Consider the following 24,678-nt stretch of genomic DNA (forward strand, 5'->3'; position numbering starts at 1 on the left):
GGTACGGACGCTTCCTTTGTTCCCGTTTCCGGGCCCTCCGGGCGCTTCCTTCGTTTCCGACTCTATCAGACCGTTTCTCGATCCGATTTCCTCGGCGCTTTCCAGGTTTCCGCTTTCGCGTTTCCCTTTCCGGCGGCTCCGACTTTATCAGAGATTCTGAGTCGGAATTTCCCTGCCGTTCGGCTTCCCTGTCCCCGCGTCGATGACGCGGGAGGCACGCGAAGGTGCCGGGTTCCCGTCTGGAGGAGATGTAAACGTACTGGAGCGGGGCTCCCCGATGCAAATCGAGGGGCCCCGCTCCGGGCGTACGCCGTCAGTACCCGATGGGTCGTCAGACCTCGACGACCACAGGGAGGATCATCGGGCGCCGACGGTACGTGTCCGAGACCCACTTGCCGACCGAGCGGCGGATCAGCTGCTGGAGCTGGTGCGGCTCGACGACGCCGTCCTGGGCGGACTTGTTCAGCGCCTCTTCGACCTTCGAGACCACGGGGTTGAAGGCCGAGTCCTCGATGCCGGAACCGCGCGCCTGGATCGTCGGACCGCTGACGATCTTGCCGCTCGACGAGTCGACGACCACGAAGACCGAGATGATGCCTTCGTCCCCGAGGATGCGGCGGTCCTTGAGCGAGGACTCGGTGACGTCGCCGACCGAGAGGCCGTCCACGTACACGTAACCCGCCTGGACCTTGCCGACGATCTTGGCGGCACCGTCGACCAGGTCGACGACCACGCCGTCCTCGGCGATGACGATGTGGTTCTTCGGGACGCCGGTGAGGGCTCCGAGCTCCGCGTTCGCCCGCAGGTGGCGCCATTCGCCGTGGACCGGCATCAGGTTCTTCGGCTTGCAGATGTTGTAGAAGTACAGCAGCTCGCCGGCCGAGGCGTGGCCCGAGACGTGCACCTTGGCGTTGCCCTTGTGGACGACGTTGGCGCCCCAGCGGGTCAGGCCGTTGATGACGCGGTAGACCGCGTTCTCGTTGCCGGGGATCAGGGACGACGCCAGGATCACGGTGTCGCCCTGGACGATCCGGATCTGGTGGTCGCGGTTGGCCATCCGGGACAGCGCCGCCATGGGCTCGCCCTGCGAACCGGTGCAGACCAGCACGACCTCGTCGTCCGGCAGGTCGTCGAGCGTCTTGACGTCCACGACCAGGCCCGCGGGGACCCGGAGGTAGCCGAGGTCGCGCGCGATGCCCATGTTGCGGACCATCGAGCGGCCGACGAAGGCGACCCTGCGGCCGTACTCGTGGGCGGCGTCCAGGATCTGCTGGATGCGGTGCACATGGCTGGCGAAGCTGGCCACGATGATCCGCTTGTCGGCGTTCGCGAACACCGTGCGCAGGACGTTGGAGATGTCCCGCTCCGGCGGCACGAAGCCGGGGACCTCGGCGTTCGTCGAGTCGGAGAGGAGGAGGTCGATGCCCTCCTCGCTCAGCCGGGCGAACGCGTGCAGGTCGGTGAGGCGCCCGTCCAGCGGGAGCTGGTCCATCTTGAAGTCGCCGGTGGCGACGGCCAGGCCCGCGGGGGTGCGGATGGCTACCGCGAGGGCGTCGGGGATGGAGTGGTTGACCGCGATGAACTCGCAGTCGAAGGGGCCCAGGCGCTCGCGGTCGCCCTCAGCGACCTCCAGCGTGTACGGGCGGATCCGGTGCTCCTGGAGCTTCGCCTCGATCAGCGCGAGGGTCAGCTTGGAGCCGATCAGCGGGATGTCCGGCTTCTCGCGGAGCAGGTACGGGACACCGCCGATGTGGTCCTCGTGGCCGTGCGTGAGCACGATGCCCTCGATGTCGTCGAGGCGGTCCCTGATGCTGCTGAAGTCCGGCAGGATCAGGTCGACGCCCGGCTGCTCCTCCTCGGGGAAGAGGACGCCGCAGTCGACGATGAGCAGGCGGCCGCCGTACTCGAAGACCGTCATGTTCCGGCCGATTTCGCCGAGACCGCCGAGCGGGGTGACGCGCAGGCCGTTCTTGGGAAGCTGCGGCGGGGTGCCGAGTTCGGGATGCGGATGACTCAAAAGACTCTCCTCACCACGCACGCCACGTACCTCCCAGGCACGTGGCGCGCATGACATTCGTGCACTTGCTGTTGTCTGTTTCGTTCTTCGTATTCAGTTGTGAAGTCTGTGGTGACAGCTCTACCCCGCAGGGGCTACAGCTGTACCCCGCCGGCCGCAAGATCGATCTTGAGCTGGGCGGTTTCCTCCGCCGTCAGGTCAATCATCGGCAGTCGCAGCGGTCCGCCGGGCAGGCCCTGGAGGGCGAGCGCGGCCTTGCTGGTGATCACTCCCTGGGTACGGAACATGCCCGTATACACCGGGAGCAGCCGCTGGTGGATCTCGGTGGCCTTCTGGACGTTGCCCGAGAGGTACGCGTCCAGGAGCGCGCGCAGCTCGGGGGTGACCACGTGGCCGACGACCGAGACGAAGCCGACCGCGCCGACCGAGAGCAGCGGGAGGTTGAGCATGTCGTCGCCGGAGTACCAGGCGAGGCCGGAGCGGGCGATGGCCCAGCTGGCACGGCCGAGGTCGCCCTTGGCGTCCTTGTTGGCGACGATACGCGGGTGCTCGGCGAGGCGCACCAGGGTTTCGGTGTCGATCGGGACACCACTGCGGCCCGGGATGTCGTAGAGCATCACCGGGAGCTCGGTGGCGTCGGCGATGGCCGAGAAGTGCCGGTACAGGCCCTCCTGAGGGGGCTTGTTGTAGTACGGCGTCACGGCGAGCAGGCCGTGTACGCCGGAGCGCTCGGCCGTGCGGGCCAGCTCCAGGGTGTGACGCGTGTCATTGGTGCCGATGCCGGCGACGACGTGCGCCCGGTCTCCGACCGCTTCCAGTACGGCCCGTACGAGCTGGTCTTTCTCCGCGTCACTGGTGGTCGGGGACTCGCCGGTGGTGCCGTTGACGATCAGTCCGTCGTTACCTGCGTCGACCAGGTGGACGGCGAGCCGCTGGGCGCCGTCGAGGTCGAGTGCGCCGTCCGCCGTGAAGGGCGTGACCATGGCGGTGAGGACCCGCCCGAAGGGGGTCTGCGGAGTGGAGATCGGAGCCATGGGTAACACGCTACTCGCTGCTCAGCGCCGGGTGTCCCCTCGGGGGACCTGGCAGAGGGAGCCCGGCACTGCCTGCTCGGGGGTTCAAGCAGTGCCGGGTCCGTTTGATCAGCCTAGATGAACTTCACGAAACGCCGCAATACGGACACTTTGCGGGGCCTATCCGCACATCTGTGCCCGTGCGGGCGGATTCGGGCCAGTTATGGGGGGAGTGCGAAGGGGCTGTCGTGCCGGTCCGCATCGGGGAGTTGATCAAGCCGCGAGCACGCTGTCTGACGATCCGTCAGGGAATTGTTCGGCCAATTCGGGGAATTCGGGCACCAATCCTCAACTCCGTGCGTCTGTACCAGTAGACGCACCACAGTTCGAGCACAACACCAGGGTCTGCCCTTCAGGCACCCACAACCCCAGAGGCAAGGAGAAGCCCCTCATGTTCCGTCGGCGGGAGTCCGTCCCGTTCACGTTCGTCGCCGAGGCCGACCGGTTCCGCAGCAATGTCGCCCCGCCGCCACGCGAGCGACCCGGCGCCGGGCGCATAGTGGGCCGTACGCTGGTCGGGCTCATCGTGGTGGCCGGGCTCGCGGGCTCGCTCCTGTTCGGCATGCCCGCGATGGAGTCGAGCCAGTCGCCGGGCCACTCCCAGCAGCCCCAGGCCGCGGACGGCCGCTGACTCTCGCGCTTCGGCCGAATGACGTGGGCCGAATGACGTGGGCCGAATGGCGTGGGAGGCACCCCCCTGGCCCCCCTGAGGTGGTCGTCCGAATGCCTCCTGGGTAGCCTCACCGGGCACAGCCAATCGAGCGTGCTTGTGAGTGAGGATCAGTCGTGCCCCTGCCCTTCCTGACGGCCGACCGCGCATTCGATGCGACCGCCGACGACGTCGCGCTGCCCTTCGACGACCACGACCGCTGGCGGCGTCCCTACCGCCCGGGCCCCTGGCGGGTCGGAGCGGCCGCGCTGCTGCTGCTCCTCGCCTCGTTCGTGCTGCTCGCGTCGGTGATCATCGCCTTCACGGGAAGCCCGGCCGAGGCGCTCGCGGTGCTGGCCTTCGCGCTCCTGGTGATCGCGTCGGCGCTGCGGCTGCTGCGGATGGGTATCTGGGTCAGCCGGGCCGGGTTGCGGCGTGTCCGCTTCCTGAGCACCTCGACGGTGGCGTGGCAGCAGATCGAGAACGTACGGACGGTTCAGCAGCCGGTGCGGTGGCTGGGGCTGCCCCGGACCGTGCAGGGGCAGGCGCTGCTCGCCTCCCGCTCCGGTGGCGCGACCCTTCCCGTGCTGCTCACCGACCACAACGCGGACTTCCTCTCGCGGGTCGAGGCGTTCGACCGGGCGGCGGACACGGTGGAGGCCTGGGGCGCGGAGTACGGGCGCGTCTGACCCGGGGCCGCGCCCCGGGGCGTACTGACTACTCCGCCGCCTGTCGCAACGTGATCGCCCGCTGCATCGCCTGGCGCGCCCGGGGGGTGTCGCGGGCGTCCTGGTAGGCCACTGCCAGGCGGAACCAGCAGCGCCAGTCGTTCGGCGCGTCCTCCGTCTCCGCCTTGCGGCGGGCGAAGACCGCGTCGGCCGAGTCGCGGTCGATGCGGCCGGCCGGGGTGCGGACCAGTTCGTCGACCGGGAGGCCGCCCTCGGCCTCCAGTTCGGCGGCAAGGGCGTTGGCCCGGGTCACGAAGCGGGTGTTGGCCCAGAGGAACCAGATGCCGATCAGCGGCAGCACCAGGACGGCGATCCCCATCGTGACGGTGATCAGCGTGCCGTCCTGGATGAGCATCACGCCCCGGCTGCCGGCCAGGACGAAGTAGAAGACCAGGACGGCAGCCGTGATGAAGTAAGTGATCTTTGCGCGCATGACCGGCAGTCCAGCTCAGTTCAGGTCGAGGAAGTGTTCCAGGCCGAAGGTCAGGCCGGGAGTGGTCACCACGCGGCGCGCGCCGAGCAGGATGCCCGGCATGAAGCTGCTGTGGTGGAGCGAGTCATGACGGATCGTCAGCGTCTCGCCCTCGGCGCCCAGGAGGACCTCCTGGTGCGCCAGCAGGCCGCGCAGCCGGACCGCGTGGACCGGGACGCCGTCGACGTCCGCACCGCGCGCCCCGTCCAGCGCCGTCGCCGTGGCGTCCGGCGCGGGACCCACGCCCGCCTCGGCGCGGGCCGCCGCGATCAGCTGCGCGGTGCGCGTCGCGGTACCCGAGGGCGCGTCCACCTTGTTGGGGTGGTGCAGCTCGACGACCTCGACGGACTCGAAGTAGGGGGCGGCGAGCTGCGCGAACTTCATCGTCAGGACGGCCCCGATGGAGAAGTTCGGCGCGATGAGCACACCCGTGGACGGCGAGCCGTCCAGCCAGGTGGTGAGCTGCGCGAGGCGGTCCTCGGTCCAGCCGGTGGTGCCGACGACCGCGTGCATCCCATGGCGCACACAGAAGTCGAGGTTGCCCATCACCGAGGCGGGGGTGGTCAGTTCGACCACGACCTGGGCGTCCGCGTCGGCGAGCGCCTCCAGCTTGTCGCCCCGGCCGAGCGCGGCCACCAGCTCCATGTCCTCGGCCGCTTCCACGGCCCGTACCGCTTCGGAACCGATGCGGCCCTTGGCGCCGAGTACCGCCACGCGCAGCTTGCTCATGTTGCTTCCTTACGTCCTTGCGTACAACGTCTCTGCGTACAACGTCCTTGCGTACACGTACGGATCAGGAGACCGCTTCGTGGAGGCGGTCGGCCTGCTTGTCCTTCAGCGGGCCTATGACGGACAGCGAGGGACGCTGACCCAGCACATCACGGGCCACCTCGCGGACCTCGTCCGGGGTGACCGCGGCTATCCGGGCCAGCATGTCGTCGACCGACATCTGGGTGCCCCAGCACAGCTCGCTCTTGCCGATGCGGTTCATCAGCGCGCCCGTGTCCTCAAGGCCCAGGACGGTCGAGCCGGAGAGCTGGCCGACCGCGCGGCCGATCTCCTCGTCCGACAGTCCGTCCGAGGCGACCCGGTCCAGCTCGTCCCGGCAGATCTTCAGGACGTCGTGGACCTGGCTGGGCCGGCAGCCCGCGTACACGCCGAACAGGCCGCAGTCGGCGAAGCCTGAGGTGTACGAGTACACGCTGTAGGCGAGGCCGCGCTTCTCCCGTACCTCCTGGAAGAGGCGGGACGACATGCCGCCGCCCAGGGCCGTGTTCAGCACGCCGAGCGCCCAGCGGCGCTCGTCGGTGCGGGCCAGGCCCGGCATGCCGAGGACGACGTGCGCCTGCTCGGTGCGCCGGCCCAGGAGCTCGACGCGGCCGGCCGTCTTCAGGGTGCGGGCGCCCTCGCGCGGGGCGAGCGGGACCGCGTCCGTACGGCTGAGCGCGCCGGCCTTCTCGAAGGCCTTGCGGACCTGGCGTACGACGGTGGCGTGGTCGACGTTTCCGGCGGCCGCCACGACCAGGTGGCGCGGGTCGTAGTGCTTCTTGTAGAAGCGGGCGACCTGCGCCCGGGTCAGCGCGTTGATCGTGTCGACCGTGCCGAGGACCGGGCGGCCCAGCGGGGTGTCGCCGAGCATGGTGTGCGCGAACAGGTCGTGCACACAGTCGCCCGGGTCGTCCTCGGTCATCGCGATCTCTTCGAGGATGACACCGCGCTCGGCGTCCACGTCCTCTTCGAGGATGAGGGAGCCGGTCAGCATGTCGCAGACGATGTCGATCGCCAGCGGCAGGTCGGTGTCGAGCACGCGCGCGTAGTAGCAGGTGTACTCCTTCGCCGTGAAGGCGTTCATCTCGCCGCCGACCGCGTCGATCGCGGCGGAGATGTCGAGGGCGCTGCGCTTGCGCGTGCCCTTGAAGAGGAGGTGCTCCAGATAGTGCGTGGCGCCGTTGAGCGTGGGCGTCTCGTCGCGGGAGCCGACCTGGACCCAGATGCCGAAGGTCGCCGACCGTACGGAGGGCAGGGTCTCGGTGACGACGCGCAGGCCGCCGGGCAGGGTCGTGCGGCGGACGGTACCGATGCCGCCCGTGCCCTGGAGAAGCGTTTGGGTACGGGCGACGGCCCGCGCCTCCGAGGAGGTGCGGGCCGTCGTCTTGGAGCTACGGGACGTCACTTGTCGGTGTCGTCCTTCGTCTCGTCGCCGTCTTCACCCTCGACAACCGGGATCAGCGAGAGCTTGCCGCGGGAGTCGATCTCCGCGATCTCGACCTGGACCTTGGAGCCGACCGCGAGCACGTCCTCGACGTTCTCCACGCGCTTGCCACCGGCGAGCTTGCGGATCTGCGAGATGTGCAGCAGACCGTCCTTGCCGGGCATGAGGGAGACGAAGGCACCGAAGGTGGTGGTCTTGACGACCGTACCCAGGTAGCGCTCGCCGACCTCCGGCATGGTCGGGTTGGCGATCGCGTTGATCGTGGCGCGGGCGGCCTCGGCCTGCGAGCCGACCTGGGCACCGATGTAGATGGTGCCGTCGTCCTCGATCGTGATCTCGGCGCCGGTGTCCTCCTGGATCTGGTTGATCATCTTGCCCTTGGGGCCGATGACCTCACCGATCTTGTCCACCGGGATCTTGACGGTGATGATCCGCGGGGCGTTCGGGGACATCTCGTCCGGCGTGTCGATCGCTTCCATCATCACGTCGAGGATGTGGAGGCGGGCGTCGCGGGCCTGCTTGAGGGCCGCGGCCAGGACGGAGGCCGGGATGCCGTCCAGCTTGGTGTCGAGCTGGAGGGCGGTGACGAACTCCTTCGTACCGGCGACCTTGAAGTCCATGTCGCCGAAGGCGTCCTCCGCACCGAGGATGTCGGTGAGGGCGACGTAGTGCGTCTTGCCGTCGATCTCCTGCGAGATCAGACCCATGGCGATACCGGCGACGGGGGCCTTGAGCGGCACACCGGCGTTCAGCAGCGACATGGTGGAGGCGCAGACCGAGCCCATGGACGTCGAGCCGTTGGAGCCGAGGGCCTCGGACACCTGACGGATCGCGTAGGGGAACTCCTCGCGCGTCGGCAGCACCGGCACGATGGCGCGCTCGGCGAGCGCGCCGTGGCCGATCTCGCGGCGCTTGGGCGAGCCCACGCGGCCGGTCTCGCCGACCGAGTACGGCGGGAAGTTGTAGTTGTGCATGTAGCGCTTGCGGGTCACCGGGGAAAGGGTGTCCAGCTGCTGCTCCATACGGAGCATGTTCAGCGTGGTGACGCCCAGGATCTGGGTCTCGCCACGCTCGAACAGCGCCGAGCCGTGCACGCGCGGGATGGCCTCGACCTCGGCGGCCAGGGTACGGATGTCCGTGATCCCGCGGCCGTCGATGCGGACCTTGTCCTTGATGACGCGCTCGCGGACCAGCTTCTTGGTCAGCGCGCGGTACGCGGCGGAGATCTCCTTCTCGCGGCCCTCGAAGGCCGGCAGGAGCTTCTCGGCGGCCAGCTCCTTGACGCGGTCCAGCTCGGCCTCGCGGTCCAGCTTGCCCGCGATGGTCAGCGCCTGGGCGAGCTCGCCCTTGACCGCGGTGGTGAGCGCCTCCAGGACGTCGTCCTGGTAGTCGAGGAAGACCGGGAACTCGCCGGTCGGCTTCGCGGCCTTGGCGGCGAGCTCGGCCTGGGCCTTGCAGAGCACCTTGATGAAGGGCTTCGCGGCGTCCAGACCGGCGGCGACGACCTCCTCGGTCGGCGCCTCGGCGCCGCCCTTGACCAGCTGGATGGTCTTCTCGGTGGCCTCGGCCTCGACCATCATGATCGCGACGTCGCCGTCCTCAAGGGCGCGGCCCGCGACGACCATGTCGAAGACGGCGTCCTCGAGCTCGGTGTGCGTCGGGAAGGCCACCCACTGGCCGCGGATCAGCGCGACGCGGACGCCGCCGATCGGGCCGGAGAAGGGCAGGCCGGCCAGCTGCGTGGAGCAGGAGGCGGCGTTGATGGCGACCACGTCGTAGAGGTGGTCCGGGTTGAGCGCCATGATCGTGGCGACGACCTGGATCTCGTTGCGCAGGCCCTTCTTGAAGGACGGGCGCAGCGGGCGGTCGATCAGCCGGCAGGTGAGGATCGCGTCCTCGGAGGGGCGGCCCTCCCGGCGGAAGAAGGAGCCGGGGATCTTGCCGGCCGCGTACATCCGCTCCTCGACGTCCACCGTCAGGGGGAAGAAGTCGAGCTGGTCCTTGGGCTTCTTGGACGCGGTGGTGGCCGACAGGACCATCGTGTCGTCGTCCAGGTACGCGACGGCGGAGCCGGCGGCCTGCTTGGCCAGGCGGCCCGTCTCGAAGCGGATGGTGCGGGTGCCGAAGGATCCGTTGTCAATAACGGCCTCGGCGTAGTGGGTCTCGTTCTCCACTAGCATTTTCTCCGATACTCATCGTCTTTCGTCCCCGGGCCCGTGTGGCGGGGGGACGGTGTGGCGGAGAAGCCCTCCTGGGCTGCGGGCCGGTCTTCGATCGAAGCATCCGGGGGCGTTGTCTCCCCGGAGGCCACTACCGAGGACCGGCGGCGGGAGGAGGCTTCTCGCTCATCGTGTGTTGCGTTGTACGACCAGACTACTGAGCGTCCGGTACGTCCCGCACGTACGGCAAAGGGAGCGGCCCCCTCATAGGTGGGGAACCGCTCCCTTCACGGCGACTTACTTGGCGCCGCCGGCCGCACCGCGGCGGATGCCCAGGCGGTCGACCAGCGTACGGAAGCGCTGGATGTCCTTCTTGGCCAGGTACTGCAGCAGGCGGCGGCGCTGGCCCACCAGGATCAGCAGACCACGACGGGAGTGGTGGTCGTGCTTGTGGGTCTTGAGGTGCTCGGTCAGGTCCGAGATGCGGCGGGAGAGCATGGCGACCTGGACCTCGGGGGAGCCGGTGTCGCCCTCCTTCTGGCCGAACTCGGACATGATCTGCTTCTTCGTAGCGGCGTCGAGAGACACTCGGTACTCCTCGTAAGTCGAAATGTGCCACCGAGTGCCCCTGGTCTTTGTCTCAGGGGAGCTTCCGTTACTCGGGAGGCGGGGATCCGCTGGGCGCAGCCTCCAGAAGAATCCGAAGACGCGTACACAAACGGCCGTCACACAGCGTACCAGTACGGCGGGACTCGTCCGATCGGGGGTTCCGGGCGCCCCGGGCGTGTCCCGGGGTCCCGGTCAGCCGCTGGTCAGCGAGCGGGCCCGGTCGAAGACGTCCAGGACGGCCAGGCAGAGCGGGACCAGCGAGAGCAGCACGGCGCCCTCGGCGAGGTCGAGGGTGCGGCCCCAGAAGGGCGAGAGGCCCTTCTTCGGGATGATCAGGCCGATGGCGGTGATCAGGGCAGCGCCGGCCGCGACGGCCGCGGAGAGCCAGATCGTACGGATGTCGAGGGAGCCGCGGTCGCCGTAGCGGACGAAGTCGTACAGCAGGTCACCGGGCGGGTTCAGGGAGAGGCCGAGGACCAGCAGGGCGATCGCGGCTATCCCGGCCACCAGGACGCAGGCGACCTGCGAGGTGTAGCGGAACAGGCGTGCGCGCAGCAGCATGGCGAGCCCGGCCGCGAGCGCGAGCAGCTGGCCGTAGATGTCGTGCGAGAAGCCGAGGACGGCGGCGGAGCCGACCACGGTCGCGGCGCAGCCGCCGACCAGGCCGAGCAGCATCTCGTGGCCGCGCCGGGCCTGGGCGGCGATGCGCTCGGCGTCGACGGGGCGGGCCTCGGGGGTGCTGGGCTCGGCGCCGAAGTCGTCGGCGGTGGCGCTGCGCGGGGACGCGTAGCCGATGGGGAGCCGGGCGAAGCGGGCCGAGAGGCCGGGCAGGAAGGCGACCAGGCCGATGGCGACCGGGGCGCAGACCGCGGCCGTGCGGGTGGCGCTGGACTCGGTGAGGATCGCGACGAAGGTGGCGAGGGTGCCGGTGGCGGCGAGGAAGGTGGCCGCCACGAACGGGGCGTCGCCGCTCGGGGTCAGGACGACCAGGGACACCGAGGCGACCAGGACGGTGACGCAGCCGAGCAGGAACTGGAGCTTGCCGGGGCCGTCGCCGGCGTCCGGGCCGATGATGCCGGAGCCCGCGATGAGCAGCAGCGGCAGCGCGCCCAGGCCCAGGGCCACGGCGCTGGGGCGGTCGGAGTAGACCCGGGCCCGCACCCCCGCGAAGGCGGTGAGCAGCAGTCCGGCGGAGCCCGCGATGATGCCGGGCAGGCCGTGCATGTCGTGGTCGACCGGGTCCGCGTACCAGAGGACGAAGCCCATCAGGACGAGCAGCAGGACGCCGCCGACCAGGCCCGCGCCGCGCAGCAGGTCGTCGCTCCACAGATGGCGGTCGCGGGTGACGGCGGAGGCGACGGCGTCCGAGACGTCGTCGAAGACGGCCGGCGGCAGCGACTCGGCGAACGGGCGCAGGCTCAGCAGCTCCCCGTCGAGAACCTGCTGGGCGGCCAGGGTGCGGGCGCCGTCGAGGACGGTGCCGTCGCGGCGCACCAGGTGGTAGCCGGTGGGCGCGCCCGCCGGCTGGGTCTGCCCGGTGAGCCGGAGAATCTCCGGATAGACGTCGGCGACGGCGATGTCCTCCGGGAGGGCCACATCGATGCGACTGTCGGGCGCCACCACCGTGACCCGGCAGAAGCCTGTCGCTGCGGTCGTACTCACGTCCTCGGACCCCCTGATTCGCGGTTGCGCACACTGCGCGCGCCACCCTACCGGGCTCCGGTGTCACAGGCTGCAAGTAGGATCACCGTCGCGCGCAGGAAGTCCCCGAAATGAGCGGTCACGGGGGCGCCGGAACGCAAGTGACCGTCCGTATCGAGGGATTGATGCTCCGGTGAGCCAGATCGTCGTCAAACGCCCGCCGCGGTCCTTGCCGCCCGAAGTGTCCTCGGACGAACTGCGGCTGGAGGCGCCGCCGGAGCTGCCGCGCGGACAGCAGGAGTCGATGCTGATGCAGCTCCTGCCGATGCTCGGCATGGGCTCCTCGGTGGTCTTCTTCTTCATGCCCAACTCCGCGCCGTTCATGAAGATCATGGGCGCGCTGATGCTGGTGTCGACGCTGGCCATGGTGATCGCGCAGCTGGTGAAGTTCCGCAAGGGTGCGCAGGGGCAAATGGCAGATGTCCGGCGCGACTACCTCAAGTACCTCGCGCAGACACGGCGTGCGGTGCGCAAGACCGCGCGCCGCCAGCGCGACGCGCAGCTGTATCTGCACCCGGCGCCCGAGCAGTTGTGGTCGGTGGTCGCGGAGGGCTCGCGGGTCTGGGAGCGCCGGGTCGGCGACGACGACTTCGGTCAGGCCCGGATCGGCCTGGGCGCCCAGCAGCTCGCCACCCCGCTCATAGCGCCCGAGACGGCGCCGGTGGACGAGCTGGAGCCGCTGTGCGCGGGCGCCATGCAGCAGTTCCTCGCGGTGCACGGCTCGCTGGACGGGCTGCCGATGGCGGTCTCGATGCGCGCCTTCTACCACGTGACGGTCTCCGGCGACCCGGACGCCTCCCAGTCGGCGGCGCGCGCGCTGGTGGCGCAGCTGGTGACGCTGCACTCCCCCGACGACCTGATGGTCGCGGTGGTGGCGGCGCCTGGCGCGGTGGCGCGCTGGGACTGGACGAAGTGGCTGCCGCACACCCAGGTGCCCGGCCAGGTCGACGGGGCCGGTACGAAGCGGCTGTTCGGTGACGACCTGGGCGAGCTGGAGCTGCTGCTGCACAGCAGGCTGGACGGGCGGCCCCGGTTCAGCCGGGACAACCAGCCGGTCCTGGACCAGCCGCACCTGGTGGTGGTCCTGGACGGCGGGATGGTGCCGCCGGACTCGGCGTTCGCGGCCGCCGAGGGCCTGCAGGGCGTCACCATCATCGAGGTGGTGCCGGGCGAGCTCGACGAGCCGCGCGGCGGTCTCTCGGTGGTCGTACGGCCGGGCAGGCTCCGCCTGGAGTCGGGCTTCGGGCTCGCGTACGAGGGCGTGCCCGACCAGATGTCGCTGCCGGCCGCCGAGGCGCTGGCCCGCCAGCTCGCGCCGCTCCAGATGGGCACCGGTGACGACGACGAGCCGCTCCTCGCCAACCTGGACTTCACGGATCTGCTGAACCTCGGGGACGCGGGCTCCATCGACGTGGCCCGCACCTGGCGGCCGCGTTCGACGGCCGAGCGGCTGCGGGTGCCGATCGGTGTCGGCGAGGACGGCCAGCCGGTGATGCTGGACCTCAAGGAGGCGGCGCAGGAGGGCATGGGCCCGCACGGCCTGTGCGTGGGCGCCACCGGCTCCGGCAAGTCGGAGCTGCTGCGCACCCTGGTGCTCGGCCTCGCGGTCACCCACACCTCGGAGACGCTGAACTTCGTCCTCGCGGACTTCAAGGGCGGCGCGACCTTCACCGGCATGTCGCAGATGCCGCACGTGGCGGCGGTCATCACCAACCTGGCGGACGACCTCACCCTGGTCGACCGCATGGGCGACGCGATCCGCGGCGAGCTCCAGCGCCGCCAGGAGCTGCTGCGCTCGGCGGGCAACTACGCCAACATGCACGACTACGAGAAGGCGCGCGCGGCGGGCGCCCCGCTGGAGCCGCTGGCCTCGCTGGTCCTGGTGATCGACGAGTTCTCCGAACTCCTCACCGCCAAGCCCGACTTCATCGACATGTTCATCCAGATCGGCCGCATCGGCCGCTCCCTGGGCGTGCACCTGCTGCTGGCCTCGCAGCGCCTGGAGGAGGGCAAGCTGCGCGGCCTGGACACGTACCTCTCGTACCGCGTGGGTCTGCGCACCTTCTCGGCGGCCGAGTCGCGCACCGCGCTCGGCGTGCCCGACGCCTACCACCTGCCGTCGGTGCCCGGTTCGGGCTACCTCAAGTTCGGCACGGACGAGATGGTCCGCTTCAAGGCGGCGTACGTGTCGGGCACCTACCGCTCCGGCGGCCCCGACCTGACCGTGGGCCCGCTGCCCATCGAGCGGCGGACCGCGCTGTTCACGGCCGCCCCGGTGCCGGTCGTCTACGCGGCGCCCGACCCGGCCGCCGTCAGGGGCGCGGGCGAGGACGACGCGCTGTCCGACACGGTGCTCGACGTGATCGTGCGGCGCCTGGAGGGGCAGGGCGTGCCCGCCCACCAGGTGTGGCTGCCGCCGCTGGACGACGCGCCCTCGCTCGACCAGCTGCTGCCGGGCATCGCGGCGACCGCCGAGCGCGGTCTCAACGCGACGGAGTACACGCGCCCGGGCGGTCTGATCGTGCCGCTCGGCCTCATCGACAAGCCCTTCGAGCAGCGCCGCGAGGTGCTCTACCGCGACTTCTCGGGCGCGGCCGGCCACATGCTGGTCGTCGGCGGCCCGCAGTCCGGCAAGTCGACGCTGATGCGCACCCTGATCTCGTCGTTCGCGCTCACCCACACCCCCAACGAAGTGCAGTTCTACGGGCTCGACTTCGGCGGTGGCGGCCTGTCGGCCGTCGCCGACCTGCCGCACGTGGGCGGCATCGCCTCACGCCTTGACCCCGAGCGGGTGCGGCGTACGGTCGCGGAGGTCGCGGGCGTGCTGAACCGGCGCGAGGAGTTCTTCCGCGCCAACGGCATCGACTCCATCTCCACCTACCGGCGCCGTCGCGCCGCCGGTGACCTGCCGGGCGAGGCCTGGGGCGACGTGTTCCTGGTCATCGACGGCTGGAGCGCGTTCCGCGGCGACTACGAGATGCTCGACGGCGTCGTCCAGGACATCGCCAGCCGGGGACTTGGTTACGGCATCCACGTCATCCTCACCGCCTCCCGCTACATGGAGGTGCGCGCCGCGCTCAAGGACCAGATCCTGGGCCGGCTCGAGCTGCGGCTCGGTGACTCGATGGACTCCGAGTTCGACCGCAAGGTCGCCGCCAACGTGCCGGTGGGCATGCCGGGCCGCGGCCAGGTCGCGGAGAAGCTGCACTTCATGTCGGCTCTGCCGCGCATGGACGGCTCGTGCGACCCCGAGACGCTCTCCCAGGCCACCGAGACGTTCGTCCGTACGGTGAAGGAGGCCTGGCAGGGCCCGGCGGCCCCGACCGTCCGTCTGCTCCCCCGCCGGCTCCCGGCCGACCAACTGCCCAAGGGCTTCGAGTACCCGCAGCACGGTGTGGCGATCGGCATCGACGAGACCAACCTGGAGCCGGTGTTCGTCGACTTCGAGACCGACCCCTTCTTCCTGGTCTTCGGCGAGAGCGAGTCGGGCAAGACGGCGCTGCTGCGCCACCTCGCCCAGAAGATCTCCGAGCGGTACTCGCCGGACGAGGCGAAGATCGTCGTCGGTGACTACCGCCGCTCGCTCCTGGACGTGGTCCCGGACACGCATCTGCTCGAGTACGCGCCGCTGTCCAGCGCGCTGGAGATGCACATGAACGCCCTGGCGGACCTGATGGTGCGCCGCCAGCCGCCGCCGGACGTGACCCCGCAGCAGCTGCGCGACCGCTCCTGGTGGACGGGCCCGCAGGTCTTCATCATCATCGACGACTACGAGCTGGTCTCGACGAACGCGGGCAACCCGCTCTCGGTGATGGTGGAGAACCTGCCGTTCTCCCGGGACGTCGGCGTCCGCTTCATCATCGCCCGCAGCTCGGCGGGCGCCTCCCGCTCGATGTACGAGTCGTTCATGCAGCGCATCAAGGAGCTCGGCGCGCAGGGCGTGGTCCTGTCCGGCGACCCGAACGAGGGCGACGTGCTGGGCAACGTCCGCCCCCGCCCGATGCCGCAGGGCCGCGGCTACTTCGTCTCGCGCAAGCGCGGCACCCCGCTGGTGCAGCTGGGCTGGCTCCCGGAGCAGTGACGGCCGGGGGATGACAGTGGTGGGAACGGGCGGTGCGAGCCGCCCGCTCCAACTAGGCTGACCGGCACTGAACTTCGAAGGGAACGTGCTACATGGGCAGCGAACGTGAGAAGGAAGAGCTGTACGCCCTGGACATCTCGGGCGTGGAGTGGTTGAGCGCGCCGGGCACCGAGGAGGCGGAGGAGCGGGTGGAGATCGCCCATCTGCCCGGCGGTGCCGTCGCGATGCGGTCGTCGCTCGACCCGGACACCGTGCTGCGCTACACGGAGGCGGAGTGGACGGCGTTCGTCCTGGGGGCGCGGGACGGCGAGTTCGACCTGCGCTGAGCGCTGGCGCGCGGCGGGTCCGGGGCATACGAAAGGGGGTCACGCCCGATGGGCGTGACCCCCTTTACCGCGCCCGTCCGCTGCGGTCAGCGGGCTCAGTAGGCCTCGGTGAACAGCCGCGACGCCTTGACGTCGGTCTGGTGGTAGCTGGCCTTGCCGTGCTCGATCGTCTTGGCGATCTTCTCCAGCGTCTGCTGGATGTCGTGCGCGTCGCGCCGGTAGTCCTTCTGGACCTTCAGGTACTGACCGTGCGCCTCGCCGTCCCAGGTGTTGGCGACGACGTTGACGGCCGATTCCATGCGCGCGAGGTCGTCCATGATGCGCTTGGAGATGGCGCGGATGCTGTCCGCGATCCCCTGGACGCTCTCATACCGAATCTTGAGGTCGGGACCCAAGTCTCCCATGTCTGCTCCTCGTGAAGTCTGAAGTGTGGTGGAGGTGCGTGCGTACGCCGGGGCGCCCGCGGGCTGCCCGGCGGTGCTGCCTAGAGGCCGTTGATGCCGGAGGTGTTGGGCACGCCACCGCTGGTGGCACCGCCCTGGGCGTTGATCGCCCGGAACGCGGCGTCGACCTCTTCGTCGTTCTGCTGGTTGAGGTTCTTCGTACCGACCACGGCGTTGTAGAGGACGTCCAGCTTGCGGCGGATGTCGTCGTGACGCGTGTTCAGCGTGTCCTGGGCGATCTTGAACTGGTCGGCACCGGAACCGGTCCAGCCCGCGCCGACCGTGGCGATCGCGTCGGCCAGCACGCGGATCTGCTGGCTCATGTCGTGGGCGGTTTCCTCAATGGCGTTCTTGGCCTTGGTGACGGCCTCGTAGCCAATGCTCTGACCACCGGGATTGGAGCTCATTCTCTTCCCTCTCGTGAGTGTCCGAGCGAGTGATTACGCTCGCTTGTTGCGTACACGTACCGCCGCGACGGCGCCGCCGATGAGGACGGCTGCCGCGGCGATGATGGCGATGACGGTCCAGGGCGCGGAGTCCTTCGACTCCCCGTCGGCCTTCTCGGCCTTCGGCGTCTCCTGGCTGCCTGCGCCTGCCCCCTTGTCTGCTGTGTCTGCGGGAGAGGGGGAAGTCGTGGGTGTGGCAGTACCGGCGCCTCGCGCGGCGAGCAGCGGGTTCACATCGGCGGGCCCCGGGTTGCCGTTGCCCTTGAGGAGGACCTGGGCGGGGCGGACGGTGCCGTACCCGATGTACTGGCTCGGCACCTTGCCGTTGTGCCCGGCGGTCTCCATCATCACGCGCAGCACCTGGTTGCCGGTCCAGCCGGGGTGGGCGGACCAGATGAGGGCGGCTGTGGCGGAGGTTAGGGCGGTGGCTTGGCTGGTGCCGCTGGTTTCGCAGTAGCCGTTGCCGTCGCTGCAGTGGGCGGGAATCTTGTCGCCGGGTGCGGCGAGAGCTACGTGGCTGCCGGTGCTGGAGAACTTGGCCACCTTGCCATCCGTGCCGACCGCTCCCACGGCCACCACCCCGGGGGTGGCGCCCGGGTACTCGACTTGGTTGCCCTTGTCACCGTTGTTGCCCGCAGCGGCGAAGATCAGCTTTCCCTTGCCGAGGGCGTAGGTGACAGCCGAGGCCAGCTCCTGCTTCTCGCCCTCACTGGGCGAGTCGCTTCCCAACGAAATACTGATGATGCGGGCGTCCGACTCAGCCGCGTAACGGATCGCCTTGGTCGTGATGGCCGTCCCGGCGAAGTCATGCTCTCCCACAACGGACCTGACAGGCAGGACCTTCGCGTCGGGTGCCAGTCCCTTGATCCCACCGTCGGCTCCACTGCCGACGATGAGCACCGCCATGCTCGTCCCATGTCCGTTGGTGTCCTTGCGGCCATCACCGGATCCGGTGAAATCGCGGCCGCCCAGCACCCGGCCGGTCAGCTCCGGCTCGGAACGGACGCCGGTATCGATCACCGCGACCGTGATGCCCTTGCCGGTGCTGACCTTCCCCACGGCGTCCGCGTCCATCGCGTCCAAGTACCACTGCTTGGACCGCATGTCGTCGGCCAGCGCCGTCGGCGCGGTGCCGACGGAGCAGGCCAGCGCGGCAGCCACCGCGGCACCGAGAAGTGCCGAGCGGCTGCGCACTGCGCGGACTGAGCTGAACATGGGACTGCGGACTCCTTGAGCGGCGATGGTTTACGTACGTCAGTCGACGACCGGCGGGACGACCTTGCGGTGGTCCATCGCCCAGGTCTCCTCGTCCTCGACCAGGTAGTCGGGGGCTTCGGAAGAAGTGGAACGACGCCGGTCCGTGCCTCGCTTGTTGCCGTTGACCAACCCCGTACCGCCGGGGGTGAATTCACCACGCCCGCCCAGAGACGCACGCGGGGCCCCAACAGTTCCACCCGGCTCGGAGGCCAGCCTGCGACCGCCCATGCCGGTGGCGCCACGCGGCGCGCCGCCGGGGCCGTGCCCCATGCCGCCGCCCATGGGCCCACGGCCCATGCCGGTACCGGCGCGCTCCTCGCCGACGACCGTGCCCATCGGGATCCGGGGCGTCGAGCCACGGCCGGTGGTGGGCATAGGACGGCCACCGGTGATGCCCTCGGCGGTGATACCGCGCGTGGTGCCGGGAAGACCACTCGGACGAGCGATGCCCGGACCGCGCGGATTGCCGACTGCGCGGCCGACGGAGGGCCCCTCACCGGGCACGCCCACGCGGGTCATACCCGGAGTGCGTTCCTGACCGGCCTTGCCGAGCGGACCGGGCAGGACCGGGGGCGGAGTGAGGACGGGCGTTTGTCCCTGCACGGGCGTTGGGCCCGTGGGAATCGTCGGCCGTGTCGTGGTCTCCGGAGGCGGAGTCATCGTCACGGAATCGATGGCGGTATGCGCCGGCGGCTCGTGCGGGGTGAAGGTGGATCCCACGGTCGTGTGCGACGGGGAGCTCGTCGTACCCGACGTGCCGGAGCCGTGCGCACCCGTAACCGCTGCGGTGGTGTGGCCACCAGCACCGCCGGTGACGCCCGTACCGGAGCCCGAACCGGACCCGCTGTAGCGGCGCTCGTTCAGGGAATCCGTGCCAGGTCCACCCGGCAACGGCGCAAACTTAGGCTCAGGCTGCGTCGCAATCCGATCCCGCGACGCGTTGTAGTACGACGTCAACCGGTTGAGCTGGTTGATCGCCTCGTTCGTCTTCGGACCCAGCGCCTTCAGCCGGGCCTTCTCCTTCTCGGGGTCGGCGTAGCACATGCCGTCCGCGGGCGGGAGCGCCGCCTTCGCCTCGGTCAGGGCCTGGCCCGCGCGGGCCATCTCCTCGCCGACGACACCGGCGTACTCACTCAGTACCAGCGTCTGCGCCACCATCCCGCGGCCCCACTCGCGGAACGCGTCGCCACCGGCGCCGTGCCACTTGACCTGTTCCATGTACCAGCGCAGGTCCCGCGCGATGTCCGCGATGTCGGGCGCCGCGGCGGCCAGTGTCTCGGCCGCGCCGGTCAGCTCGGTCGGCTTCGCCGACGCGAGCATCGCGTGCAGGGCCTCCAGGGACATGCCCTCGAATTCGTCCGTAGCCATCGTCATGCCCCCTTTACTTCAGACCGCCGGAGTCGGCGTCGTTCCCGTGGCCGCCCTGTCCGGGTGCCTGCTTGGTGCCCGGAGCCTGGTCGGGCCCCTTCGTACCGGGCCCCTTCGTACCGGCCGCCGGAGTCTCGTAGTACTTCTCCGTCTCCTTGCGGATGGCCTGGTACCGGTGGGCCTCGTCCACGTCGATCCCGCCGTAGCCCTTATCGGCGATGTGCACCGCGATGCCCATGCCCTCGATCTGGTCGCCGAAGATCTTGGTGAGCCGCTCCAGGTTCGTACGGACCTTGTCGTACGCCTTGTGCAGCTCGTCCGCGGCAGCGAACCCCTTGCCGTACGCCTCGGGCTGCACCCGCTGGTCGGCGATCTTGGTGTGGCGGGCCGGGGACTTCTCCAGGCTGCGCAGCAGTTCCTCCATGCGGCCCTTGAAGTCGGCGAGGCTGACCCCGTCGACGCCAAGATCCGGCTTGCCTCCGCTGCCTCCGCTGCCGCCGTTGCCGCCACCGTTCGGCTCGGCCACTGTTCCTCCCCGTGAATCCCCGTCGGCACCGCTCTGCCACCGGCGCCGCGCTACCGCTGTCGCTTCGTCACACTCGTGAAGCGCGCGAAGCATGTGATCACTCTAGTCACTCCGGTTTGGGAGCCGAATGAGTATCCGTACTCAAAGACGTCTCAGGTTCGTCCCGAAACCCCGTTCGCCCTCCGCAGACCCCGCTTCCGCGCGTCCCGGATCACCGTCGCCGTGCCCGCCACCACCGCCACGAGCAGGGCGGCGATACCCAACGCGTACGTGGCGTACCGCTCGTTGCGCTCCTGGGGCGTCTCGGAGAGCGCCAGCGCGGCCACGTCCGGGGCCTGGGCCTTGGCCGGGCCGGGGTCGGGGTGCGCGGCCGCCTCCGGGGGCGAGTCGTCGGTCACCGCGCGGACCGGGTCGACCACGCCCCACCCGACGAAGTTGTCGCGCCCGTTGACGGACCGCTCCGCCGTCTGCTCGATCCGCGCGATGATCTGCGCGGCCGTCCACTTCGTCTTCGCGTACGGGTACTTGGCGCGCAGCAGCGCGGCGACCCCGGCCACGTACGGAGCGGAGAAGCTCGTTCCGTTGTCCGAGCACTGGCCGTTGCCCGGCACGGTCGAGACGACGTCGACGCCGGGCGCCGCGACCCCGACGAACGTGCCCGGCTGCGAGAACACCGCGCGCTCGTTGTTGCGGTCCGAGGACGCCACCGCGAGCACGCCGGGGAAGGCCGCCGGGTAGGTGTCCTTCAGTTTGCCGTCCATGCCGTCGTTGCCCGCCGAAGCGACCACCACGATCTGCTTGTCCAGCGCCCGCCGGACGGCCTTCGCCAGGTCCGAGTTGGGGCCCTGCGGCTCGGTCGTGTCCTGCGAGATGTTGATGACGTCGGCGTGCTCGGCGATCGCGTGGTCGATCGCCTGCGCCATCGTGTCCGTCTTGCCGCTGTTCTTCTCGTCGTTCTGGCGGATCGGGATGATCGTGGCCTCGGGCGCCAGGCCGACGAAGCCGGTGCCCGCGCGGGGGCGCGCGGCGATGATGCCCGCGACCTTGGTGCCGTGGCCGACCTCGTCGACGGTGCCGCCCGTCTTGCCCCGCTTCTCGTTCTGCTCGCCCGTGCCGTCCTTCTCGGGCTTGAGGTAGTCCGCGCCGCTCTTGGCGTCCACCGCGGGCTTCAGCTGCGGGTTGGCGATGTCGACACCGGTGTCGATGACCGCGACCCGTACGCCCTTGCCCTTGGTGTCCTGCCACAACTCGTCGAAGAGCACCCGCTGGAGCGACCAGGGGCGGCCCTCGATCTGCTTCTTCATGGGGAAGGTGCACTCGCCGCTGCCGTCGATCCCGAGGGCGGGCGGCACCGGCGCCGGGGAGGCGTACGCGGACGGCGTGAGCGCCAGTGAGGCGACGGCCGTGGCCACGCCCACCAACACCGGCTTCCGGTACGGCTTCGGCGTCCTGTACAGCTTCAGCGTCCTGTACGACTTCGGCGTCCTGTATGGCTTCGGCATCGACACTGAGGTCAGTCCTTCCCTACGAGCCCTGGGGCTGGCGGGCACTGTTGGTGTCGAGCCGCGGGCCCTTGGACAGGAACTCCGACCAGTTGATGGGCACCAGCGCCGGGACGACCTTCTCGTACCCGAGTCGCTGCTGCGCCTGGCTCGGCTCGGGGCGGCCGTCGTCCGGCTTCTGCTGGTCGCCCGTGCCGATGTCGGAGCGGGCGGCGTCGCTGTCGCCGTTGGCCTGCACCGCGTACCGCAGCCCGGTGTCGGTCACCAGGAAGAGTGAACCGTCCGGCTTGGTCTGCTTGCCCTGTACCTGGGTGTAGAGCAGGCCCGTGCCGGGGGTGACGTACGTGCTGGTGCCGCCCGCCGTGATGGCCGCCGGGTACTCGGTGCCCGCCCAGGTGGAGAGCGTGGTGTTGCCCTTGTCGTCGACCTTGCGCAGCACGCTGCACACCGTGCTGCGCGCGCCCGGGGCGGCGGCGCCACCGCCCGCGTTGACCTGCTTCGCCTTCTTCTCGGGCCAGTTGTTGGCCGCGCCGAAGTAGTCGGGCTTGGGCGCGATGGAGGCCGCGTCGACGTCCTTGACGTCGCCGCGCATACCGAGCCTGGTGGTCTGCGGGGAGTTGAGCACCAGCCAGGCCGTGAAGTCGGAGACGGGCTGGACCTTGCCCTGCAGTACTACGTACTGCTGCGGGCCCGCGCCGGTCTGGGCGCGCAGCACCATGCCGACCTTGTCCTCCTGCGGCGAGAGACCGCCGCCGGTGCCCGCCGGGGCACCGACCGTGCCGGGAATCTCCGGGAAGTCGATCGGGCTGCCGTCGCCGAGGGTCGCCAGCCAGTCGTCGGTGACGGGCTGCGGCTGCTCGTCGGCGCCGAAGAGGGTACGGGCGAGCAGATCGCCGGGGGCGCCCTTGACCAGGTACTTGGTTCCCTTGGCGTCCACCACGTAACGGGACTTGTTCTTCTGGCCCTGGACGTAGAGCACCTGGCCGCCGATGAGCCGGCGCTTGTCGTCGGTCAGCTTGAAGTCGCGGTCGGCGAAGACGAACGCGGCCTTCTGGACCGAGTCCTTGCCGCCGCCTGGCTGCTCGCAGACCGCCCAGCGCTTGGCCTTCCCGGCCTCGCTCGCGGCGGGCAGCCGGTCCGGGGCGTACGGAATGCCCAGGATCGGGCCGCGCGAGAGCTTGCCCGAGTCCAGGATGTCGTCGCTGACCTGGATGACGTCGAACTTCTGCGGATCGAGCAGCAGCCGCGCCGAGGCCAGGTTGAGCACCGGGTGGAGCAGGACCTTCTTGTCCTTGCCCTTGCCGGTGGACAGGACGACGTAACGGGTCGTCGACTGCTTGCCGACGATCACCTTGGTGCCCGGGGTGTCCCAGCCCTGCGGCGCCTTGGGCTTGAACATCCCCCAGGCGCCGAAGCCGGCGAGGCAGAGCGCTGCCACGATCACGCTCGGCACGATGGCCTTCAGCGGGCGCGGAGCACCCTCCTCCGTGCCCGTGGGAGACGGTTGCAGAAACGCCGCCACCGTGCGCTTCTTCGCGAAGGTGTACGCGTTGAGCTCGTCCCGCCGTGATGCCATGCGCCTCTGTCTCTCCCCGCGCGGCCCCCTGAACGGACCTGGTCCTGCGGTCCCCGGGCCTCGATTGTCAGACCGGCCCCCTACTATGCCTGTTGACCGAGGGTGCCTGTGGGGCGGGTAGGGTGAAGCCGCCGTCAAGACCCCTTGCCGAGCTGGGGGAATCCGGATGTTTTGGCTGCTTGAGCACGATTGGGGGGTGGTGGAGTGATGGCGTCCGCGACGCGTGTGCGGCCTGCCGCCGCCGGTCCGTCGGCCCCCGCCCAGGGAGCCTCCGCACCCCGTCTGAAGGCCCGGCCCGGACACTTCGGGTCGTTCCGACTGCAACAACTCGTCCTGGTGGAGCTCGCCGCCGCCGTGCTGCTCGTCGCGTGGGTGATCGACACGCTGATGCTGGTGCCCGCCGGTGTGGTCGCCGCGCTCCTTGTGCTGCTCGCGGTCGTCCGCCGTCACCGCCGCTCGCTGCCCGAGTGGCTGAGCACGGTGCTGGCGCTGCGCGCGCGTACGCGCAGGGCGGCGAGCCTGCCGGTCCCGGCGGGCACCGAACCGGGCTTCGCCCCCGCGGTGGAGTGCGACCCGGCGCTGCGGACGTACACGTTCGGCGACCGCGACCGCCGCCCCGTCGGCATGGTCGGTGACGGCACCTTCCTCACCGCCGTCCTCCAGGTCGAGATGGACGCCACGGCGCTGCGTCCGGAGCGCGGCGCCCGCCCGCTGCCGGTCGCCCTCGTACGGGACGCGCTGGACGTCGACGGCATCCGTCTGGAGTCCGCGCAGATCGTCCAGCACACCCAGCCCGCGCCCGCCCCGCACCTGCCGCAGCAGTCGGTGGCCGCCCGGAACTACGCACCGCTGCAGGCCCAGACCGGCTCGCCCGCGGTGCGCATCACCTGGATCGCGCTCAAGCTCGACCCCGAGCTGTGCCCGGAGGCGGTGGCGGCGCGCGGTGGCGGTCTGACCGGCGCCCAGAAGTGCCTGGTGCGCGCGGCGGACCAGCTGGCGAGCCGGCTCACCGGAGCGGGGTTCCGTACGACGGTCCTCACCGAGCAGGAGCTGACGGGCGCCATCGCCACCTCGACCTGCGCCAACCCGATGGCGATCGCCCAGGCGGGCCGCGCGGGCACGCCGGGGCGGCGCACCCAGGAGACCGCCCGGACCTGGCGCTGCGACGATCGCCGCCACACGACGTACTGGGTGGGCCGCTGGCCCCAACTGGGCGGCGCCGGGGCCTCGATGCCGCAGCTGGTCGCCCTGCTCACCTCGCTTCCCGCGCTCGCCACCACGTTCAGCCTGACGCTCGCCGCCGGCGACCGCCAGGAGGTCACGCTCACCGGGCACGTCCGGATCACCGGCCGCAGCGACGAGGAACTCGTCGCCGCCCGGCGGGAGCTGGAGCGCACCGCGCGCGGAGTGAAGACCGGCCTGGTGCGCCTGGACCGCGAACAGCTGCCGGGCATGCTCGCCACACTGCCGCTCGGGGGTGCGCGCTGATGACCACGTCCTCTGTCTCTCCTGTCACCCCGCCCCCCTCTCCCG

General features: G+C 70.2%; 20 protein-coding genes. 5 read left to right on the forward strand and 15 right to left on the reverse strand.

Features of this window, described 5'->3' with window-relative positions; translation table 11 throughout:
* Positions 1 to 331 precede the first annotated feature (331 nt).
* Together AB0G17_RS33290 and dapA are read right to left on the reverse strand one after the other, a co-directional pair.
* Positions 332 to 2,017, reverse strand: a complete 1,686-nt coding sequence (locus tag AB0G17_RS33290) for a ribonuclease J (RefSeq protein ID WP_361390723.1) — start codon at positions 2,015 to 2,017, stop codon at positions 332 to 334.
* Between the two features lie 134 nt (positions 2,018 to 2,151).
* Positions 2,152 to 3,051, reverse strand: coding sequence for a 4-hydroxy-tetrahydrodipicolinate synthase (dapA, locus tag AB0G17_RS33295; RefSeq protein WP_361390725.1), 900 nt, complete (start codon positions 3,049 to 3,051; stop codon positions 2,152 to 2,154).
* 430 nt (positions 3,052 to 3,481) lie between these two features.
* On the opposite strand from dapA, the gene AB0G17_RS33300 reads away from it, so the two are divergent.
* Both AB0G17_RS33300 and AB0G17_RS33305 read left to right on the forward strand, forming a co-directional pair.
* Positions 3,482 to 3,721: a hypothetical protein gene (locus tag AB0G17_RS33300; RefSeq protein WP_361390727.1), complete on the forward strand. Its 240-nt coding sequence runs from the start codon at positions 3,482 to 3,484 to the stop codon at positions 3,719 to 3,721.
* Between the two features lie 155 nt (positions 3,722 to 3,876).
* On the forward strand, positions 3,877 to 4,428 hold the full coding sequence (locus AB0G17_RS33305; protein ID WP_361390729.1) for a hypothetical protein: 552 nt from the start codon (positions 3,877 to 3,879) through the stop codon (positions 4,426 to 4,428).
* A 28-nt stretch (positions 4,429 to 4,456) separates the two neighbouring features.
* Here AB0G17_RS33305 and AB0G17_RS33310 read toward each other — a convergent pair whose 3' ends face one another.
* From AB0G17_RS33310 to eccD, 6 genes are all read right to left on the reverse strand, one after another.
* Complete coding sequence (locus AB0G17_RS33310; RefSeq protein WP_361390731.1) at positions 4,457 to 4,900, reverse strand: hypothetical protein; 444 nt, start codon at positions 4,898 to 4,900, stop codon at positions 4,457 to 4,459.
* Between the two features lie 15 nt (positions 4,901 to 4,915).
* Positions 4,916 to 5,668 (reverse strand): 4-hydroxy-tetrahydrodipicolinate reductase, encoded by a 753-nt coding sequence (dapB, locus tag AB0G17_RS33315; RefSeq protein ID WP_361390733.1) that lies wholly within the window; start codon positions 5,666 to 5,668, stop codon positions 4,916 to 4,918.
* 64 nt (positions 5,669 to 5,732) lie between these two features.
* A complete protein-coding gene (locus AB0G17_RS33320; protein ID WP_361390735.1) occupies positions 5,733 to 7,112 on the reverse strand; it encodes a pitrilysin family protein in 1,380 nt (459 codons plus the stop codon).
* Positions 7,109 to 9,325, reverse strand: a complete 2,217-nt coding sequence (locus AB0G17_RS33325) for a polyribonucleotide nucleotidyltransferase (RefSeq protein ID WP_361390737.1) — start codon at positions 9,323 to 9,325, stop codon at positions 7,109 to 7,111. Before AB0G17_RS33325 ends, AB0G17_RS33320 begins: the two co-directional genes overlap by 4 nt.
* Positions 9,326 to 9,607: 282 nt before the next feature.
* The gene (rpsO, locus tag AB0G17_RS33330) at positions 9,608 to 9,898 is read right to left on the reverse strand and encodes a 30S ribosomal protein S15 (protein WP_344078972.1); all 291 of its coding nucleotides are present in this window, start codon (positions 9,896 to 9,898) and stop codon (positions 9,608 to 9,610) included.
* A gap of 213 nt (positions 9,899 to 10,111) precedes the next feature.
* On the reverse strand, positions 10,112 to 11,581 hold the full coding sequence (gene eccD, locus AB0G17_RS33335; protein ID WP_361390739.1) for a type VII secretion integral membrane protein EccD: 1,470 nt from the start codon (positions 11,579 to 11,581) through the stop codon (positions 10,112 to 10,114).
* 172 nt (positions 11,582 to 11,753) lie between these two features.
* On the opposite strand from eccD, the gene eccCa reads away from it, so the two are divergent.
* Both eccCa and AB0G17_RS33345 read left to right on the forward strand, forming a co-directional pair.
* The gene (gene eccCa, locus AB0G17_RS33340) at positions 11,754 to 15,701 is read left to right on the forward strand and encodes a type VII secretion protein EccCa (protein ID WP_361390741.1); all 3,948 of its coding nucleotides are present in this window, start codon (positions 11,754 to 11,756) and stop codon (positions 15,699 to 15,701) included.
* 92 nt (positions 15,702 to 15,793) lie between these two features.
* Positions 15,794 to 16,027 (forward strand): DUF397 domain-containing protein, encoded by a 234-nt coding sequence (locus AB0G17_RS33345; protein WP_283141194.1) that lies wholly within the window; start codon positions 15,794 to 15,796, stop codon positions 16,025 to 16,027.
* Between the two features lie 95 nt (positions 16,028 to 16,122).
* Here AB0G17_RS33345 and AB0G17_RS33350 read toward each other — a convergent pair whose 3' ends face one another.
* The 7 genes from AB0G17_RS33350 to eccB form a co-directional block, all read right to left on the reverse strand.
* The gene (locus tag AB0G17_RS33350; protein WP_361390743.1) at positions 16,123 to 16,431 is read right to left on the reverse strand and encodes a WXG100 family type VII secretion target; all 309 of its coding nucleotides are present in this window, start codon (positions 16,429 to 16,431) and stop codon (positions 16,123 to 16,125) included.
* 80 nt (positions 16,432 to 16,511) lie between these two features.
* The gene (locus AB0G17_RS33355; RefSeq protein WP_358834520.1) at positions 16,512 to 16,877 is read right to left on the reverse strand and encodes a WXG100 family type VII secretion target; all 366 of its coding nucleotides are present in this window, start codon (positions 16,875 to 16,877) and stop codon (positions 16,512 to 16,514) included.
* Positions 16,878 to 16,910: 33 nt separating this feature from the next.
* Positions 16,911 to 18,131, reverse strand: a complete 1,221-nt coding sequence (locus AB0G17_RS33360; protein ID WP_361390745.1) for a S8 family serine peptidase — start codon at positions 18,129 to 18,131, stop codon at positions 16,911 to 16,913.
* Positions 18,132 to 18,170: 39 nt separating this feature from the next.
* A complete protein-coding gene (locus AB0G17_RS33365) occupies positions 18,171 to 19,541 on the reverse strand; it encodes a hypothetical protein (protein ID WP_361390747.1) in 1,371 nt (456 codons plus the stop codon).
* 13 nt (positions 19,542 to 19,554) lie between these two features.
* Complete coding sequence (locus AB0G17_RS33370; protein WP_361390749.1) at positions 19,555 to 20,067, reverse strand: hypothetical protein; 513 nt, start codon at positions 20,065 to 20,067, stop codon at positions 19,555 to 19,557.
* A 152-nt stretch (positions 20,068 to 20,219) separates the two neighbouring features.
* A complete protein-coding gene (gene mycP / locus AB0G17_RS33375; protein WP_361390751.1) occupies positions 20,220 to 21,569 on the reverse strand; it encodes a type VII secretion-associated serine protease mycosin in 1,350 nt (449 codons plus the stop codon).
* A 22-nt stretch (positions 21,570 to 21,591) separates the two neighbouring features.
* Positions 21,592 to 23,145: a type VII secretion protein EccB gene (eccB, locus tag AB0G17_RS33380; protein WP_361390753.1), complete on the reverse strand. Its 1,554-nt coding sequence runs from the start codon at positions 23,143 to 23,145 to the stop codon at positions 21,592 to 21,594.
* 207 nt (positions 23,146 to 23,352) lie between these two features.
* Between eccB and eccE the strand changes: the two genes are divergently transcribed.
* A complete protein-coding gene (eccE, locus tag AB0G17_RS33385) occupies positions 23,353 to 24,633 on the forward strand; it encodes a type VII secretion protein EccE (RefSeq protein WP_361390754.1) in 1,281 nt (426 codons plus the stop codon).
* Positions 24,634 to 24,678: the final 45 nt, after the last annotated feature.

This window comes from Streptomyces sp. NPDC023838 (genome assembly GCF_040639555.1).
In the GTDB taxonomy this organism is placed as follows: domain Bacteria; phylum Actinomycetota; class Actinomycetes; order Streptomycetales; family Streptomycetaceae; genus Streptomyces.

Bases quoted from the DNA above. Each gene is read 5' to 3' on its own strand.
- mycP (WP_361390751.1), bottom strand. From the start codon at position 21,569: ATGCCGAAGCCATACAGGACGCCGAAGTCGTACAGGACGCTGAAGCTG.
- AB0G17_RS33300 (WP_361390727.1), top strand. From the start codon at position 3,482: ATGTTCCGTCGGCGGGAGTCCGTCCCGTTCACGTTCGTCGCCGAGGCC.
- AB0G17_RS33350 (WP_361390743.1), bottom strand. From the start codon at position 16,431: ATGGGAGACTTGGGTCCCGACCTCAAGATTCGGTATGAGAGCGTCCAG.
- AB0G17_RS33355 (WP_358834520.1), bottom strand. From the start codon at position 16,877: ATGAGCTCCAATCCCGGTGGTCAGAGCATTGGCTACGAGGCCGTCACC.
- eccB (WP_361390753.1), bottom strand. From the start codon at position 23,145: ATGGCATCACGGCGGGACGAGCTCAACGCGTACACCTTCGCGAAGAAG.
- AB0G17_RS33310 (WP_361390731.1), bottom strand. From the start codon at position 4,900: ATGCGCGCAAAGATCACTTACTTCATCACGGCTGCCGTCCTGGTCTTC.
- eccE (WP_361390754.1), top strand. From the start codon at position 23,353: ATGGCGTCCGCGACGCGTGTGCGGCCTGCCGCCGCCGGTCCGTCGGCC.
- AB0G17_RS33360 (WP_361390745.1), bottom strand. From the start codon at position 18,131: ATGTTCAGCTCAGTCCGCGCAGTGCGCAGCCGCTCGGCACTTCTCGGT.
- dapB (WP_361390733.1), bottom strand. From the start codon at position 5,668: ATGAGCAAGCTGCGCGTGGCGGTACTCGGCGCCAAGGGCCGCATCGGT.
- dapA (WP_361390725.1), bottom strand. From the start codon at position 3,051: ATGGCTCCGATCTCCACTCCGCAGACCCCCTTCGGGCGGGTCCTCACC.
- AB0G17_RS33345 (WP_283141194.1), top strand. From the start codon at position 15,794: ATGGGCAGCGAACGTGAGAAGGAAGAGCTGTACGCCCTGGACATCTCG.
- AB0G17_RS33365 (WP_361390747.1), bottom strand. From the start codon at position 19,541: ATGGCTACGGACGAATTCGAGGGCATGTCCCTGGAGGCCCTGCACGCG.